The organism is Mesorhizobium sp. WSM4898 (assembly GCF_029625845.1).
GTDB lineage: Bacteria > Pseudomonadota > Alphaproteobacteria > Rhizobiales > Rhizobiaceae > Mesorhizobium.
Window position 1 is genome coordinate 112,129 of record NZ_JARTVQ010000001.1, and the last position, 16,554, is coordinate 128,682.

Below are 16,554 nucleotides of genomic sequence, written 5' to 3' on the forward strand. Positions count from 1 at the left end.
TCTCAGGGGACCGGATGGCGAAAGCAGCAAAACGGGCTTCGACGAAGGACGGGCAAGTCGTCCTCACCATCGACGTCGGCGGATCGCGTGTGAAAATTCTCACCAGCGCGGGCGGCGAGATGCGCCGCACCGAGTCCGGGCCGGGCCTGACACCTGAGCAGATGGTGGCTTCGGTGAAGAAGCTGGCCGAGGGCCTGGATTACGACGTCATTTCGATGGGCTATCCCGGTCCGGTCAGGGACAACAAGCCGTCGCTCGATCCCTTCAATCTCGGCAAGGGCTGGAACGGCTATGATTTCGCCGCCGCCTTCGGCAAGCCGGTCAAAGTCGTCAACGACGCGCTCCTGCAGGCGATCGGCAGCTATGACGGCGGCCGTATGCTGTTCCTCGGCCTCGGCACCGGCCTGGGCGCCGCCATGATCCTCGACAATGTCGGGCAGCCGATGGAGCTTGCTCATCTTCCTTACAAGAAGGGCGGCAGCTTCGAGGACTATGTCGGCGAGCGCGGCCTGGAAAAGCACGGCAAGAAAAAATGGCGCAGATACGTTTTCGATGTCGTAAACAGGCTTCGCGCCGCCTTGCAGCCGGACTATGTGGTCATAGGCGGCGGCAATGTCGACAAGCTCGATGAATTGCCTGCAAAATCCAGGCGCGGCGACAACACACGTGCCTTCGAAGGCGGGTTTCGACTGTGGCGCGATAAGGCGCTGATCGTCTGATATTTTTACTTTTCAGTATAGTCGTTCAAAATAACGTGTAGTCGCACGACCTGTCGTTGCGCCGCGCAGATTTGCCGACTAGGAATCCGCCGGCCTGCCGCACATGCGCCCGCCTCGGCGCGCCAAGAGCGCGGCAGCGCGCTGATTTTTCATCCCGATTTGCGGCCGTGCGGCATAGAGGAGGACTGACGTGGACGAGGAAACCAATACAGCCAAGGAAGATGTCGACCTGCTCGAGCTCACCGCCCACATCGTGTCGGCCTATGTCGCCAAGAACCGGCTGCCTGCTTCGGGCCTGGGCGAGCTCATCGCCAGTGTCGCCTCCTCGATCGGCGCCCTGAACCAGCCGCCGACTCCGCCGGCACCGCCGCCCGTTCCTGCCGTCAATCCCCGGCGCTCGGTGACGCCGGATTACATCATCTGCCTCGAGGACGGCAAGAAGTTCAAATCGCTGAAGCGTCATATCGGCGTGCATTTCGGGCTGAGCCCGGAAGCCTACCGGACCAAATGGGGCCTGCCGGCAGACTACCCGATGGTCGCGCCTAACTACGCGGCATCGCGCTCCGAGCTCGCCAAGTCGATCGGCCTCGGCCGCAAGGCCGAAGCCGAGCCGGAGAAGCCGGCAAAGGCCAGGAAGGTAAAGGCCCCCGCCTGAACGATCTTGGCCCTGTGCCAACGGTTTGAAGAAGTCTGCCAAGGAATCCGCCTTGGCAGGCTTCCTGCTTTTGGCTTGGATAAGACAAGCGAATGCTGTTCGGGTGGCCATGAACTATGCGAGGATGGTGATCGAGAAGGAAGCGCCGGAGGAATACGGCTACGACCGGATCCGCTTCAATCTCTCCGAAAGCTCGATCGCCGACCAGAAGCTTGCCGATATCGGCCTCTCGCTGCCCGACCTCACCTTGTTCTACGGCGAGCATCGCGGCGACAAGAAATTGCGCGCGCTGATCGCCGGGCAGGACAAAGAGCTCTCCCCGGACGACGTGCTGGTTACAGCCGGCGCTGCCGGCGCGCTGTTCATCATTGCTACCTCGCTGCTTTCGGCCGATGACCATCTCGTCGTCGTGCGGCCGAACTATGCCACCAATATCGAGACGCCCAAGGCGATCGGCTGCGCCATCACCTATGTCGATCTCGACTTCGACGAGGGCTTCGCCGTCGATGCCGCGCGCGTCGCGGCGGCGGTGCGGCCGAACACCAGGCTGATCAGCGTCACCTGCCCGCACAACCCGACCGGCACGATGATGACCGGCGCCGATCTCGACGCGCTGGTCGCGCTTGCCGAAACCCGCCGCTGCCGGCTGCTGGTCGACGAAACCTATCGCGATCTGTCCTATGGCGAGCGCCTGCCCTCCGCGGCATCGCTCAGTCCAAGCGCGATCAGCGTCTGTTCCCTTTCGAAAGCATTCGGCATTCCGGGCATCCGCATCGGCTGGCTGGTCAGCAAGGACCACGCTCTGCAAGAGACTTTCCTCGCCGCCAAGGAGCAGATCGGCATCTGCGGCAGTGTCATCGACGAGGCGATCGCACGCTTCATGCTCGAGCGGCGCGATGCCTTCCTTGCATCGTTGTTGCCGGAGATGGCTAAGCGCCGCGATATCGTCCAGGCTTGGATCGACGGCGAGCCGCTGGTCGACTGGGTGCGTCCGCAAGGCGGTGTGGTCGGCTTCCCGCGGCTGAATGTCGATGCGGATTTCGACCTCGACCGGTTCTACTTGCGGCTCCTGGAAGAACACGGCACTTATGTCGGCCCCGGCCACTGGTTCGAGATGCCGAAGCGCTTCTTCCGCGTCGGCTTCGGCTGGCCGAAAGAGGCGGAATTGCGCGGCGGGTTGCAAGCGATTTCCGCCGCGCTGGGAGACTGAGCCTCTTTCCACCGCGAACGACAATCCCGAAGATCCTTCATGCCGCGCCGATTTTTTGCGCGCGCAACGAGGCGAACTGGGCTAAGGGTCTCCGACCGGACCAGCGCCCACCGTGGAAGTGCCCCGCCGGCCGATGTCACAACGGGGCCCTCGAATCATGACCGCCGAAGCAACTTCACCTGAACAGCGCTACGCCGCCTTCCGGCACCGGCCGTATCTCAGCTACTGGACGGCGCGCTTCCTCACCACTTTCGCCACCCAGATCGTCTCCGTCGCCGTCGGCTGGCAGATCTACGACCTGACGCGCAATCCCTTCGACCTCGGCATCGTCGGCATCGTCCAGTTCCTGCCGTCGCTGCTCCTGGTGCTTGTCACCGGCGTCGTCGCCGACCGCTTCGGCCGCCGCCTGATCATGACATTGGCGTCGTTCGTCGAGGCCGGCTGTGCGCTCACTCTGTTGTTGCTGACGCTGCGCGGCCTTGGCGGCCCGCTGCCGATCTTCGTCGTGCTCGCCATGTTCGGCATCGCCCGCGCCTTCTACGGGCCGGCCTCGTCCTCGCTGGTCGCCAATCTGGTGCCGCCACAGGATTTCGCCAACGCCATTGCCTGGAATTCGTCCGCCTGGCAGACGGCAACCATCGTCGGCCCGGTCGCCGGCGGCCTGCTCTACGGCCTTTCGGCGGAGATCGCCTACGCTACTGCGGCGATCCTGATGCTTGTCGCCGCGCTGCTCGTCTTCACCATCCCCAAGCCCGCGCAGCAGACGGCTACCGACAAGCCGACGATGCAGACCCTGTTTGCCGGCTTTCGTTACATCTGGGGCGAGAAGATCGTGCTCGGCGCGATCTCGCTCGACCTGTTCGCGGTGCTGCTCTCCGGCGCCTCGGCGCTGCTGCCGGTCTATGCCCGCGACATTCTGGAGCTTGGGCCCTGGGGCCTCGGCCTGCTGCGCTCGGCGCCTGGGATCGGCGCCATCGCCGTGGCGGTCTGGCTCGCCGGCCATCCGATCCGCGACCATGCCGGCAAGATCATGCTCGGTTTCGTCGCCTTGTTCGGCGCCTTCACCGTCGTGTTCGGCGTCTCGACCATCACCTGGCTGTCGATCGTGGCGCTCGCCATGCTCGGAGCCACCGACATGTTCAGCGTCTATATCCGCGAGACGCTGATCCAGCTCTGGACGCCCGACGAGGTGCGCGGCCGCGTCAACGCCGTCAACCAGGTCTTCGTCGGCGCTTCCAACGAGGTTGGCGAGTTCCGCGCCGGCACCATGGCGGCGCTGATCGGCACCGTGCCGGCGGTGGTGATCGGTGGCATCGGCGCCGTCGCGGTCGCCGGGATCTGGGCTTGGTTGTTCCCTGCGCTGCGGCAGGTGCGGCATTTGAATAGCAGGAACTAATTGCCGGCGCAGCAACTTGACGGCCGGACTAGAAGAGTGCAGCGGCTTCCCTCTGCAATTGCGGCAAAATCTATCCGACGGCCGGCTTGCCGAAGATCAGGCTCAAAAATTCGCCGAGCCAGCGCTTGAGGTGCATGTCCCAGATCAGCCGGCCGCCGAGATGATCGCGGCCGGGCTGCGCGCCGGGCAGCTCGAAGCGATGCGCGCCTCGCACCACCCAGCGCTGCATCATCACCCTGGTCAGCTCGCCATGAAACTGAATGCCCCAGGCATTCTCGCCATAACGAAAAGCCTGGTTGGGATAGGTTTCGGCCGTGGCGAGCAGCGTCGCGTCCTTCGGCAGGGAAAAGCCCTCGCGGTGGAATTGGTAGACCATCTCCGGCCAGTGCAGCAGTTTCTTGCCGGCGTCGGTCGCCTTCAGCGGATACCAGCCGATCTCGACCAGTCCTTCGCCATGACCCTCGACCCTGCCGCCAAGATACCTGGCGAGCATTTGCGCGCCGAGGCAGATCCCAAGAAAAGGCCGGTTTTCCTTGAGCGGGATTTCGAGCCACTCGGTCTCACGCCGGACGAACTCGTCCTGGTCGTTGGCGCTCATCGGCCCGCCGAAGATCACCGCCCCGGCGTGGCCGTCCAAAGTGCAGGGAAGCTCTTCGCCAAGCGGCGGCCGGCGAATGTCGAGATCGAAACCTTCTTCCAGAAGCATATGGCCGACGCGGCCGGGGCTCGAAGTCTCCTGATGCAGCACGATCAGGATTTTTGGTCTCGGCCTGGGTCTGGGTGGCATGGAAGAAGAAAGGTCCAGCTATTCGTCGCTCGATGTGCCCCGCGCGCCCGGCGCTTCGGCCGCCGCCTTGCGGCGCGCCTCGATGCGGTCGTGGCGCTCGACACCGATCAGTTCGGCGACGCGCCAGACGGTGTTGTCCTCGAGCTCGTGCAGCTCGCCGTCGGCGTAGACGATCTCCCACATCAGGCCGATGAAGGCCTTGCGCGCCTCGGCATCCAGATGGCGCTTGAGCACGCTGGTGAAGGCATAGAGGTCGATCGCCTCGTTATCGGCACGCTCGCCGGCGGCGGCCAGCGCGTCGAGCTCGTCGCCGCTGATCGAATAGGTCTCGGCCAGGATCTCCTTGAAGCGCTCCCACTCGATATCCTGGCGCACGCCGTCGGCGTTCATCACGTGATAGAGCAGCGCCGAGGCCGCGACGCGCGGATCGTCCGCGCTTGGCTTGCTCGCGCCCGCAACAGGCAAATCCCTCAGGAAGGACAATACGCGTTCGAACATCGATGCTTTTTCCCTGTCCGCCAAGCCGAGCCTCAAAACAAACGAAACCGGCGCGGCGATTTTTCCGCCTCGTCTTCCGGCGTCACGCCGGGATCATCCGGCAAGCGCGGCAACTCCGGCGCCTGCTCGACCACCGTGTCATCGGCGGCGGCGACCGCGGTTTCCCTCTCGATGCCGTTCGGCGCCTCGGCGGCCGCCTTCTCGGCCGAACTATCGGGCTCAAGGTCGATCGCTCTCTCGTCAGCCGGCAAAGCGGGCGCCGATGCAGCGATCGCGGGAATTTCCTCCTCAACCTCGCTGTCGATTAGTTGCCCGAGCCGCTCCATCGGCGCGCGCCAAGTGAACGCGTCGAGCTTGCCGGTGATCGGCGATACCGGCGCCCAGCGCTCCGAGACGACACCGTCCGCCACCCAGGCCGGATCGCGCGGCGCGCGCACAGCCTTGGACAGCAGCTGCCGCACCTTGCCCTGGTCGCCGCTTTCGGCCTCCTCGATGTCGGCCAGCAACAGATAGGCGCCTTCGCGGCGATCAATGCGGATGGCGGATTCCGCCTCGCGCCTGGCGGTGGCGAAATCCTGCGCGTCGAGCGCGGCGCGCGCCACCGCCATCGACGATTCGGCATGGTTCTTCTTCAATTCCTGCAGCTTTTTCGCCCGGTTGAGGCGATCGAGCACGGCATCGCCCGGCCTCGCATGGATGTAGAGCTCGGCAATGTCCGGATGCGGTTCGGCCCGCCAAGCGGTCTCCAGGATCTTGGAACCCTTGCGCACATCGTTGTGCTTAATCAGCAGGTTGGCCGCGATCACCGCGGCCGGCGCGAAATCGGGCGCCAGCTTGTTGGCTTCGAGCGCCGCGGTCCGGGCAGCGTTCGGATCGCTGTCGACCAGCGCCTGCGCCTTGGCAGTGAGCAGCACGGCGCGGCGGCGGTTGGCGGCATCGCGTTCGATTTGCCTTGTCGATTTCTGCGCCTCGACCAGCTTCAACGCGCCGTCCCAGTCGCCGCGCTCGGTCAGCTCTTCAAGCGTCGATTCCGCCGCCCAGGCAAGCTGCGGTGCCACAGCTGCGGCACGACCGGCATAGTGGCGCGCGGCGTTGCGGTCGCCCAGTCGCTCAGCTTCGAGATAGAGCCCGCGCAGGCCGAGCAGTCGCATCTCCGGATCATCGAGCATGCGCTCGAACTTTTCCCGCGCGCCGTCATGGTCGCCTTCGAGCAGCGAGGCCTGCGCATCGAGCAGGTTGATCAGCGGCTCCTGGTCGGAACTGATCAACTTGGCCGCCTCCTTGGTCTTCTTGCGCGCCAGCGCGCCGTCGCCGGCGCCGGCTGCGATCATCCCCGTCGACAGCGCCTGGTAGCCGCGATCGCGGCGGCGCACCCGGAAATAGCGCGAGATCGCATAGGGGCTGTTCCACAGCGACTTGATCAGCCACCAGACGATCATCACCGCTGCGACCACGGCGACGATCGCCACCGCCGCCACCATCAGCGTGACCTGGTACTGGTAACCGTTGAAGGTGATGATCATCTCGCCCGGACGGTCGGCCAGCCAGGCAAAGCCGAGCCCCAGCGCGAACACGACGGCGAGGAAGGCGAGGATGCGGATCATCTGACGGTCCTCATGCCTTGGTGGCGCCGGCAATCAGCGCTTCGATCTGCTTTTCGACTTCGAGCCGCGCCTTCAGTTTGCTGGCGAAGTCGGCGCCGGCCGCCTTCGACGCATCGGGCAGGGTATCGTATTCGGCGAGCGCCTTGGCATAGTCGCCCTGGTTGACTGCCACTTCAATGCGCGCGACCGTTTCCGGCACGCCCTTGCCTTCGACGGCGCCGACCGGCCGCACCTGCACCAGCGATTTCGCGCTCGACACCAGGCTTTGGAAGAAGCCGGCATTCTGGTCGACCGGCGTTGCCGCTTCGATCATGGCGTTGGCGGCGGCTTCGGCCTCGGAAGCGATGGTGGCTCGCGTGGGCACGCCTTTTTCCGCATAGCCGCGCAGAACGCCAAGCTCCGGCGAGTCAGGTGCAATGGCGGCGAACGTGTCGAGCTCGGTCGCGAACGGCGCACCGCGATCGAGCGCCGCCTTCAGCGCCGAAGCGGCAATCGCCAACGCGATCTTCGGCTGCGAGGCCTGCGCCTCGACCTTGCCGGAGAGCTGCTGCACCGACTGTTCCAGCGCCGCGATCCGGCTGTCCGCCGCCTTCGCCGCGTCGCCCGCCGATTTCACAAGCGCGTCGAGCCCGGCGAGCTTCTCGTTGAGCGGGGCGACATCGACCGGTGCAGCATTTCCGGCCTTCTGCAGGTCGGCGACCGACGTCTCGACCTGGCCGACCTTGTCGGTGAGCGCCTTGAGCGCGGCGCCGTCGTCGCCCTGGCCGGGCGAGGATTTCAGCGCCGCGACGTCCGACTTCACCTGGTCGAGCGCCGAGGACAGGCCGTCGACCTTGGCCGAAGCGCCGGTATCGGCCGCCTCCTTAAGTGCCGCGATTTGGCTTCTCAGCGAAGCGATCTCGCCGGTGACGCCGTCGAGCGAGGGCCCGCCGACCGAAGTCGGAGAACCGAGCAGCCCTACCGCTTGCAGAAGACCGGCGCCGGCAAGCGCGACAACGCCGCCGATCACGCCGGCAGCAATCATGTTGACGCCTGAGCGCCTGGCGGCCGGGAAGTCGCGATCGTCGCTTCGGGTTTCGCTCGGCTTCGACGCCGAGGCGGCAGAACTGGTCTTGGCTGCCGACGCATCCTCGAAACTGTAGCCGAAGCTTTTTGGTTCGCTCTTCGGAGCCTCATCCGTGCCCGGATAGGAGGCTTGCGCCCCATCCTTGTTGGTTCCAGCCTGGTCAGCTCCGCCCCGCGCCGCGTCGGTGTGTTCCCACGGCTCGATGTCGGCCTGTTCGGCATGGATCGGCTCTTCGGGAGCTTCCGGCTGCGAAGCAGCAGCCCCTTCCTCTGCCTTCGCCTCGTCGGTTCGTTCCGTGTTGGTATCGGTATTGGCGGCATCCTCGTCGCTGATTCGCGAGACGGCGCCGGGTTCGAGTTCGATGGTCACCGGCTCGCGGCGGCTCTTCGAATGTCGCACCTTAGGCGTCTTGACCATGCTTGGGCTCCGCAAATTGGCTTGAGGATGGTTCGAAGGGTCTAGAGCTCAAGGATGCTCTACCACATCACCAAGCGGTGAAAAGGGGCGGTGTGATGACGCGGCTCAGCTCGGTAGCGACAAAAGCTGGAACAGCGCGTCCTCGTCGGATTTAGAGGCAATGCGAACCTTTTGCCCGCCAACCCCGTCCAATTCTTTGGCGATTCTTACGGACAGGGCCAAAAACTCCGCCCGTTCAAAGAGATGCCGCAGTGCTGGGCGCATGGCCAGGCCAATCATCACGGGTGCCGCCTTGGCCGAATAGAGCAGCACTGCCTCGACCGGCGTGCCCGACAATCGGGCAACGACGGCATCGTCGCCATAATCGAATTCGATGGTGTCGTAGGTCTCGACAGGCCGGACACGCACCCGGGCTGCCGCCAGCCGTTCTTCGAACACCGGAAAGCGCACCCGGCCACAAAGATAAACCATCTCCTTGCCCGTAAGTTCGGCGGTTATCTGGCCGGCCAGTGCTTCGGCATCACCTGGGCCTTCAAAGACGGACGTAAATCCAGCCGCACGGCAGGCTTCCGCCGTCCTTGTCCCGACCGCATGGCAAGGCAGGGCGGCAAGCGCGGCGACCAGTTCCTTGGGCGCATAGCGCACCGCATTGGCGCTGGTGACGGCAACCGCGGCAGCAGCGGGCAAGACGCTTGCCTCGACCGGCAACGCCACTGTTTCCGTCAGTGGCAGCAGGACGGGCTGGAACCCCTGGGCCTGAAGCCGCCGGGCCGTGCGGGAGGCGCCCGGTTCCGGCCTCGTCACCAGGACGCGGACCATGTCAGGCCCAGCCGTCGAAGAATTTTGCGCCGGCCTTGGCGCGAACGGCCCGCGCGGCTTCCGCGCCGATATTCGCCGCGTCCCGGGCCGGGCCGTTCAATCTGACCTCATGCGACTCGGTGCCGTCGGGCGAGATGATCAGCCCGGCGAAAGACAGGTTTTCGTCCGAGACGGTCGCATGGCCGGCGATCGGCGTGCGGCAGGAGCCGTCGAGCGCAGCAAGAAAGGCGCGCTCACAGGCCAGCGCCTGGCCGGTCGGCATGTCGTGAATAGCCGCCAGCATATTTTCGACCACGCCGTCGCCGATGCGGCTTTCGATGCCGATCGCCCCCTGCCCCGGCGCCGGCGGAAAGACATCCAGCGGCATCAGATCGGTGATCACGCTCTCGAGCCCGAGCCGCTTCAGCCCGGCATAGGCGAGGATGGTGCCTTCGGCCACGCCCTCATCCAGCTTGCGCAGTCTGGTCTGCACATTGCCGCGGAACATCACCACATTGAGGTCCGGCCGCATCCTGCGGAGCAGCGCCTGGCGCCGGAGCGACGACGAGCCGATCGTGGCGCCATGCGGCAGATCGGCGATCCGCTTCGCGGTCTTGCCGATGAAGGCGTCGCGCGCGTCCTCGCGCGGCAGGAAGACGGAAAGCTCCAGCCCGTTGGGCAGCACCGTCGGCATGTCCTTCGAGGAATGCACGGCGATATCGATGCGGCGATCGAGCAGCGCTTCCTCGATCTCCTTGGTGAACAGGCCTTTGCCGCCCGCTTCCGACAACGGCCGGTCCTGAATGCGGTCGCCGCTGGTCGAGATCGGCACAATTTCGAAGGCCTGCTCGGGCAGGCCATGCGCCTGCATGAGCCGCGCCCGCGTTTCATGCGCCTGGGCGAGCGCCAGCGGGCTGCCGCGTGTTCCGATTTTCAAGGTTGTTTGCATGGCGCGCGGTCCGTGATAACCCCCGAGGCGATTCCGAGGTCTGCCGAGATTCAGGTCAGGCCGAGCCGAAAATGGCGGATTTCGAGAACCGGAGCGGAGCGTACTTTTGGGTACGTGAGCGCCGGAAGCGCAGAAAACCGCCATTCGCAGGCCGGCACCACCTGACTATCGACAGACCTCCTATATAGGAAAGGTCGGAGACACAATCTTCGAGGACAGCGACGAATTGATCCGCGTTCTGGGCATTGAGACAAGCTGCGATGAGACGGCCGCCAGCGTGGTGGCGCTGGACGGCGACTCCGCGCCCGAAATCCTCTCCAATGTCGTCTTGAGCCAGATCGAGGAGCATGCCGCCTTCGGCGGCGTCGTGCCCGAGATTGCCGCGCGCGCCCATGTCGAGGCGCTGGATGGGATCGTCGAGGCAGCGCTGACCGATTCGGCCGTATCGCTCGATGAGGTCGACGCCGTCGCCGCGACTGCCGGGCCGGGGCTGGTCGGCGGGCTGATCGTTGGTCTGATGACCGCCAAGGCGATCGCCGCCGCCGCGAACAAGCCGCTGATCGCCATCAACCACCTCGAAGGTCACGCGCTGACTGCCCGGCTGACCGAGGGGCTCGACTTTCCCTATCTGCTCTTGCTGGTCTCCGGCGGCCACACCCAGATCGTCGCTGTACGCGGCGTCGGCGACTACCAGCGCTGGGCAACGACCATCGACGATGCGCTGGGCGAAGCCTTCGACAAGACGGCCAAGATGCTTGGCCTCCCCTATCCGGGCGGGCCGAATGTCGAAAAGGCCGCGGCCGGCGGCGATGCGAGCCGCTTTGCCTTCCCGCGTCCGATGAAAGGCTCGGCGCAGCCGGATTTCTCCTTCTCCGGCCTGAAGACGGCTGTGCGCCAGGCGGCAACGGCAATCGCGCCGCTCAGCGACCAGGACGTCGCCGACATCTGCGCCTCCTTCCAGGCTGCGGTGGCCGATGCGCTGGGCGACCGTGTCGCGCGGGCGCTCGCCCGTTTCCGCAAGGAATTTCCCGACACGGCAAAGCCGGCGCTGGTCGTCGCCGGCGGCGTCGCCGCCAACCGCGCGATCAAGGCGACGTTGGAGGCGCGCTGTTCCAAGGCCGGCTTCGCATTCGTCGCGCCGCCGCAAAAGCTTTGCACCGACAATGCCGCGATGATCGCCTGGGCGGGCATCGAGCGGCTGCGCGCCGGGATGGTCGACGCGAGCGCCGCCGACTTCGTGCCGCGCTCGCGCTGGCCGCTGGACAGTGTTTCCGCTCCCTTGGTCGGCTCGGGCCGTCGCGGGGCAAAGGCATGACTGACGCGGTCACGAACGGCGCACAGGCCAAGGCGCCCAGCGGCTGGCGCGTAGCGGTGCTTGGCGGCGGCGCCTGGGGCACGGCGCTGGCGCTCGCCATGCTGCGCGCCGGCCATTTTGTCCGCCTCTATGCCCGCGATCCCGACACCGTCGCCGCGATCGACCGTGGCGAAAACCCGCACTATCTGCCCGGCATCGCGATCGAGCCCGGCATCGTCGCCACCAGCGATATCGCTGCTGCGCTCGACGGTGCGAATTGCGTGCTGGCGGTAACGCCCGCGCAATCGCTGCGCGCGGTGCTAACCGTCGCCGCCGGCCATGTGCCATCCGGCGTGCCGCTCGTCCTCTGCGCCAAGGGGATCGAGCGCGATACCGGCGCGCTGCTGTCCTCGATCGTCGAGAAAAACCTGCCCGACAACCCGGTCGCGGCACTTTCCGGCCCGAGCTTCGCCAGCGATGTCGCGCGCGGCCTGCCGACGGCCGTGGTGGTGGCCGGCCGCGACGGAGAACTGGCGGCCGATCTCGCCGCCCGCTTCTCGGCCGAGAACCTGCGCTGCTATTCCAGCGACGATCTCATCGGCGTCGAGATCGGCGGCGCGCTGAAGAACGTCTTTGCCATCGCCGCCGGCGCGGTAACGGGCGCCGGGCTTGGCGCCAGCGCCCAGGCCGCCATGGTGACGCGCGGCTTCGTCGAGCTGCGCCGCATCGGCGCCGCCTTCGGTGCCAGGCCGGAAACGCTGATGGGACTCTCCGGCCTCGGCGACCTGCTGCTCACCTGTTCCTCGGCGCAGTCGCGCAACTTCGCCTACGGCCTGGCGCTCGGCCAAGGCAAGGAGCTCACCGGCCTGCCGCTCGCCGAGGGTGTGCCGACGGCCGCCATTGCCGCCCGCATAGCCGCCGAGCGCGGCATCGAGGCGCCGATCATTGCCGCGGTCGCCGCCATTCTCGATGGCAAGGTGACCATCGGCCAGGCTGTGACGGCGCTGATGACGCGGCCGCTCAAGACCGAAACCGACATTTGAAGCCTCGGAGTTGAAACATGCTGTTTGCGTTGATTTGCAAGGACAAGCCCGGCAGCTTGCAGCTGCGCGCCGACACGAGGCCGGCGCATGCGGCGTTCCTGGAAGGCCTGATCAACGAAGGAAGACTTGCCTTTGCAGGGCCCTTCCTCGACGCTGCCGGCAAGCCTGACGGAAGCCTGGTGATGATCGAGGCGCCCGACATGGCCGGCGCGCAAGCCCTGGCGGCCGCCGACCCCTATGCCAAGGCCGGCCTGTTCGAAAGCGTCGAAATCCGTCCATGGAACTGGGTCTTCCAGAAGCCCGCCGCCGCGTGACCGGTCGCGGCGCTCCCGCTCCCCGCGAGAACGGGGAAACGATAAGGAAGAGCGCCAACGCTTCAATCGTGGCGAACCGACAATGGCAAGGGGACAACTGAGATGAACTACTGGCTGTTCAAGTCCGAACCTTCGGTCTTTTCCTTCGAGGCGCTGAAGGCGAAGGGCAAGGCCGGCACGCAGTGGGACGGCGTGCGCAACTACGCCGCGCGCAACAACATGAAAGCCATGCAGATCGGCGATCTCGGCTTTTTCTACCATTCCAATGAAGGCCTCGACATCGTCGGCATCGCCGAGGTTTGCGCGCTTGCCCACCCCGACACCACCACCGACGACCCACGCTGGGAATGCGTCGACATCCGCGCCTGCAAGGACGTGCCGAAGCCGGTGACGCTGGAACAGGTCAAGGCCAATCCGAAGCTGGCCGACATGGCGCTGGTGCGGCTTGGCCGGCTTTCCGTGCAGCCGGTGACGCCGGCAGAGTGGAAAGAAGTCTGCCGCATGGCCGGCCTCGACCCGGCGCCGTGACCAGGCTCACCCCCAAAAACGCAAAGACATTCATCCTCGACAATACGGCGCTGATGGCGCCGCCGCACGTGCCGGAAGTGCTGCTGCACCTGGCTGACGAGGCGCACGACCTCTGGCTGCGCACCGAGGAGGAGCTGGCCGAGATCGGCCTGCCGCCGCCCTTCTGGGCTTTCGCCTGGGCCGGCGGCCAAGGCCTTGCCCGCTATGTGCTCGACCATCCGGCGACGGTGCAGGGCAAACGCGTGCTCGACTTCGCTTCCGGCTCCGGCATGGTCGCCATCGCTGCCTTGAAGGCCGGCGCGGCTGAACTGACCGCGGCCGATATCGATCCCTTTTGCGCGACGGTTATCGCCCTCAACCTGGAAGCCAATGGCGTGAAGGCCGATTTCCTGGATGCGGACTCCATCGGCACGGATGACGGCTGGGACGTCGTCTTGGCCGGCGATGTCTTCTACGACAAGCCTTTGGCGGAGAGGTTGACGCCGTGGTTCACGAGCCTCAAGGCGCGCGGCGCCGACATCCTCGTCGGCGATCCCGGGCGCGCCTATCTGCCGAAGACCGGACTGCAATCGCTCGCCGTCTACCAGGTACCGGTGACGCGCGTGCTGGAGGATGCCGAGGTCAAGCGCACGACCGTGTGGCGATGGGTTTCCGCCGCTTCGGCTTGACGCAGCCGGCGAACAGGGATTCCATCGCTCATCTTTCGGGAAGGGGATTCTATGGATTTCTCAACGGTGAACTGGCTGGCGGTGATCGCCGCGGCCGTCATGGCGTGGCTGTTCGGTGCCGCCTGGTACATGGGCCTGAGCAGGCCCTGGCTGAAGGCGGCAAAGCTCGATCCGGCGACGATGAAGCGCTCGGCCGTTCCGTTCATCGTCAGCTTCGTCGCCGAGCTCGTCATGGCGCTGGTCATGACGCTGGTGGTCGGCGCGATGACCGGCGGCGAGCCCAACCCACTCGCCGGCGTGATCTTCGGCTTTGTGCTCTGGTTTGGCTTCGTCGCCACCACGCTGTCGGTCAACCACCGCTATCAGGGCTTTGGCTGGGACCTCACGCTGATCGATGCCGGCCATTGGCTCGGCGTGCTGCTCATCATCGGCGCCGTGATCGGTTGGTTCGGCGCGCCGGCCGCGCCGGCAGGCTAGGGCACTTCCAGGAAAAGTGTGAAACGGTTCCGTCGGAATTGCGCCAAACAGAGAGAGAGCGCGGTCCGAAGCGTCGCTAACCCGCGTCTGCGTCTTTCGTGACTTCGTCGAGAAGCCATTCGCGGAAGGCGACGATGCGCGCGTCGTCCTTCATCGCTTCCGGATAAACCAGGAAATAGGCGAACTCCGGCGCGACCTTGATGCCGAGTTCGAAGGGCCGGATCAGCCGCCCTTGCGAAAGGTCGTTGGCCACCATGGCGAAGTCGGCAAGCGCCACCGCATTGCCGTCGAGCGCCGCCTGCGCGGCATCGGTCGAGGACGCGAAGACAAGGGTGCGGCTGTCGTCGAAATCTTCGACCCCTGCCGCGTGCATCCACATGCTCCAGTTCGGCCAAGTGACGCCCTGCCGTGACCATTCGATATGCGCCAGCGTATGGTGGAAGAGATCGCGCGGCTCCTTCAGCGGCGGGCCTGAGGCGAGCAGCGCCGGGCTGCAGACGGGGATGATGATGTTCTCGAACAGCCGGTGCGCGCAGAGCCCGGGATATTTGCCGCTGCCGAAACGAATGCCGATATCGACATCGTCCCGCTCGAAATCCCTGACTTCATAGGTAATATCGAAGCGCAACTCGACGCCCGGCTTCTGCCGGCGGAAACCGTCGACGCGCCGCATCAGCCACTTGGTTGCGAACTGCGCGTCGAGCGTCACTTTCAGCAGCGCCGTGCCTCTCGTCATTTTGCGCGCGCGGGTAACGGCGCGGCCAAGCAGGTCAAGCGCATCGACCGAAGCTTCGAACAGAACGTTTCCCGCTTCGGTTAACCGCATGGTGCGGCTGGTGCGCGTGAACAGCACGAGGTCGAGCTGATCCTCTATTTCCTTGATCTGGTGGCTGACCGCCGCCGGCGTCAGGCCAAGCTCGTCCGCGGCACGGGTGAAATTGACGTGCCTCGCCGCTGCCTCGAACGTCCTCAACGCACGCGTTCCGGGCAGCAAGCGGGCCATCCCAATCTCCAAACAAAACTTGATGATCGGACAAGAACTACTCGTTTCCCGTTTGTTTTTCAATCCGGCAAGATGGCTGCATCGATAAACCATCAAACCGGATTTGATATCCGGAGAACACGGATAGCGCCATGACCGAGATCGTCCTGAAGTCCCACGCCGCCCGGAAATCCGACTCCGGCATCACACTTTGGCTGCGTTCGGCGTTCGAGTGGCTGCGCCAGGCCCGGGTCGCCGCTCGGCTTTCCGACGAATCCGTCGAGGATCTCTCCGATTGCCAGCTGCGCGACATCGGCGTCGAGCGCAGGGACGTCGCAAAGGCGATGAACCGGGACCTTGGCCGGATCGGATTGCTCGATGCGGGTTGGCAGCAGCCTAAGCGGCACTAAAGGAAAAAGGGGAGTAGGGGAGTAGGTAGGGACTCTCGGTTCGGTGGACGTGCGTCCGCCGTGACATCCCCTACTCCCCTACCCCCCTACTCCCCTACCTCACCACCTTCACCACGGTCCGCTCCGACAGCAGCGGCAGCAGCCTCGCCATGGTGCGCGCCGTTACCGCGACGCAGCCTTGCGTCGGCGTGAAGCCGGGGCGCGCCAGATGGAAGAAGATCGCGCTGCCGCGTCCGCGCCGGCGCGGCGCGATGTTCCAGTCCAGCACCAGGCACACATCGTAGAGCCGGTCGGCGCGCCGCATCCGTTCATGGCTGGCGCCGTAAGGGATCTTCACCGGCCGATTGTAGTTGCGGTCGTCCGGCACCTCGCACCAGCCGAGATCCGGGCCGATCGGCGCCATCGTCAGCCCCGTCCGGCGGCCGCCGGGAAACTGGTCGTTGCGGAAATAGCCCGACAATATCCGCATTGCAGCCAGTGGCGTCGCGCCGTCGCCCTCGCGCTTGCTGGCGGAAATGCCGCCGCGCCCGAGGGCGCAGGGAAACACCGTTTGGCCGGCTTGCAGCAAGCCCTGCGCAGGGTTGCCGGGCCTCGCACGCACAACCAGGACATGCAGGCCTTTCGGCAAAAATTCGCCTGCCGCATTGCGCGCGCGTTTTTTCTTGTATGATTGTCTCACGGAACAAATCACTGTGAACGACTGTTGCGCCGGTGAGCTTCCGCATAAATGGGGGGAGGT

At 65.5% G+C, this 16,554-nt stretch carries 19 protein-coding genes; 11 read left to right on the plus strand and 8 right to left on the minus strand.

Features of this window, described 5'->3' with window-relative positions; genetic code table 11:
- Positions 1-14: 14 nt before the first annotated feature.
- From P9228_RS00520 to P9228_RS00535, 4 genes are all read left to right on the plus strand, one after another.
- On the plus strand, positions 15-719 hold the full coding sequence (locus P9228_RS00520) for an ROK family protein (protein WP_278051701.1): 705 nt from the start codon (positions 15-17) through the stop codon (positions 717-719).
- A gap of 190 nt (positions 720-909) precedes the next feature.
- On the plus strand, positions 910-1,374 hold the full coding sequence (locus tag P9228_RS00525) for a MucR family transcriptional regulator (protein ID WP_066998275.1): 465 nt from the start codon (positions 910-912) through the stop codon (positions 1,372-1,374).
- Between the two features lie 109 nt (positions 1,375-1,483).
- Entirely contained in the window at positions 1,484-2,584 is a 1,101-nt protein-coding gene (locus P9228_RS00530) for a pyridoxal phosphate-dependent aminotransferase (protein WP_278051702.1), read from the plus strand.
- A 157-nt stretch (positions 2,585-2,741) separates the two neighbouring features.
- On the plus strand, positions 2,742-3,980 hold the full coding sequence (locus tag P9228_RS00535; protein ID WP_278051703.1) for an MFS transporter: 1,239 nt from the start codon (positions 2,742-2,744) through the stop codon (positions 3,978-3,980).
- A gap of 70 nt (positions 3,981-4,050) precedes the next feature.
- On the opposite strand, the gene P9228_RS00540 is transcribed toward P9228_RS00535, so the two are convergent.
- The 6 genes from P9228_RS00540 to hemC form a co-directional block, all read right to left on the minus strand.
- Complete coding sequence (locus tag P9228_RS00540) at positions 4,051-4,767, minus strand: glutamine amidotransferase (RefSeq protein WP_095826259.1); 717 nt, start codon at positions 4,765-4,767, stop codon at positions 4,051-4,053.
- 18 nt (positions 4,768-4,785) lie between these two features.
- A complete protein-coding gene (locus tag P9228_RS00545; protein ID WP_278051704.1) occupies positions 4,786-5,265 on the minus strand; it encodes a TerB family tellurite resistance protein in 480 nt (159 codons plus the stop codon).
- A 32-nt stretch (positions 5,266-5,297) separates the two neighbouring features.
- Positions 5,298-6,869, minus strand: coding sequence for a heme biosynthesis protein HemY (locus P9228_RS00550; RefSeq protein WP_278051706.1), 1,572 nt, complete (start codon positions 6,867-6,869; stop codon positions 5,298-5,300).
- A 10-nt stretch (positions 6,870-6,879) separates the two neighbouring features.
- Positions 6,880-8,352 carry a mitofilin family membrane protein gene (locus tag P9228_RS00555; RefSeq protein ID WP_278051708.1) on the minus strand — a complete coding sequence of 491 codons (1,473 nt, stop codon included), beginning with the start codon at positions 8,350-8,352 and terminating at the stop codon, positions 6,880-6,882.
- Between the two features lie 105 nt (positions 8,353-8,457).
- Positions 8,458-9,171 carry a uroporphyrinogen-III synthase gene (locus tag P9228_RS00560; protein WP_127241131.1) on the minus strand — a complete coding sequence of 238 codons (714 nt, stop codon included), beginning with the start codon at positions 9,169-9,171 and terminating at the stop codon, positions 8,458-8,460.
- A 1-nt stretch (position 9,172) separates the two neighbouring features.
- A complete protein-coding gene (gene hemC / locus P9228_RS00565) occupies positions 9,173-10,099 on the minus strand; it encodes a hydroxymethylbilane synthase (protein WP_127216349.1) in 927 nt (308 codons plus the stop codon).
- Positions 10,100-10,328: 229 nt separating this feature from the next.
- Here hemC and tsaD point away from each other — a divergent pair, with 229 nt between their 5' ends.
- The 6 genes from tsaD to P9228_RS00595 all read left to right on the plus strand — a co-directional run bounded on the left by tsaD (position 10,329) and on the right by P9228_RS00595 (position 14,423).
- Positions 10,329-11,414, plus strand: coding sequence for a tRNA (adenosine(37)-N6)-threonylcarbamoyltransferase complex transferase subunit TsaD (gene tsaD / locus P9228_RS00570; protein ID WP_278052866.1), 1,086 nt, complete (start codon positions 10,329-10,331; stop codon positions 11,412-11,414).
- Positions 11,411-12,436: an NAD(P)H-dependent glycerol-3-phosphate dehydrogenase gene (locus tag P9228_RS00575; RefSeq protein WP_278051712.1), complete on the plus strand. Its 1,026-nt coding sequence runs from the start codon at positions 11,411-11,413 to the stop codon at positions 12,434-12,436. Before tsaD ends, P9228_RS00575 begins: the two co-directional genes overlap by 4 nt.
- A 17-nt stretch (positions 12,437-12,453) precedes the next feature.
- Entirely contained in the window at positions 12,454-12,750 is a 297-nt protein-coding gene (locus P9228_RS00580; protein ID WP_278051713.1) for a YciI-like protein, read from the plus strand.
- 102 nt (positions 12,751-12,852) lie between these two features.
- Positions 12,853-13,278: an EVE domain-containing protein gene (locus tag P9228_RS00585; protein WP_067322984.1), complete on the plus strand. Its 426-nt coding sequence runs from the start codon at positions 12,853-12,855 to the stop codon at positions 13,276-13,278.
- Positions 13,275-13,946 (plus strand): methyltransferase, encoded by a 672-nt coding sequence (locus P9228_RS00590; RefSeq protein ID WP_278051715.1) that lies wholly within the window; start codon positions 13,275-13,277, stop codon positions 13,944-13,946. Before P9228_RS00585 ends, P9228_RS00590 begins: the two co-directional genes overlap by 4 nt.
- 51 nt (positions 13,947-13,997) lie before the next feature.
- Positions 13,998-14,423, plus strand: a complete 426-nt coding sequence (locus P9228_RS00595; RefSeq protein ID WP_127216600.1) for a DUF1761 domain-containing protein — start codon at positions 13,998-14,000, stop codon at positions 14,421-14,423.
- 76 nt (positions 14,424-14,499) lie between these two features.
- On the opposite strand, the gene gcvA is transcribed toward P9228_RS00595, so the two are convergent.
- Positions 14,500-15,426, minus strand: a complete 927-nt coding sequence (gene gcvA, locus P9228_RS00600) for a transcriptional regulator GcvA (protein ID WP_278051721.1) — start codon at positions 15,424-15,426, stop codon at positions 14,500-14,502.
- Positions 15,427-15,557: 131 nt separating this feature from the next.
- On the opposite strand from gcvA, the gene P9228_RS00605 reads away from it, so the two are divergent.
- Entirely contained in the window at positions 15,558-15,815 is a 258-nt protein-coding gene (locus tag P9228_RS00605) for a hypothetical protein (protein ID WP_278051723.1), read from the plus strand.
- Positions 15,816-15,909: 94 nt separating this feature from the next.
- Here P9228_RS00605 and P9228_RS00610 read toward each other — a convergent pair whose 3' ends face one another.
- Positions 15,910-16,443, minus strand: a complete 534-nt coding sequence (locus P9228_RS00610; RefSeq protein WP_278051725.1) for a L,D-transpeptidase — start codon at positions 16,441-16,443, stop codon at positions 15,910-15,912.
- Positions 16,444-16,554: the final 111 nt, after the last annotated feature.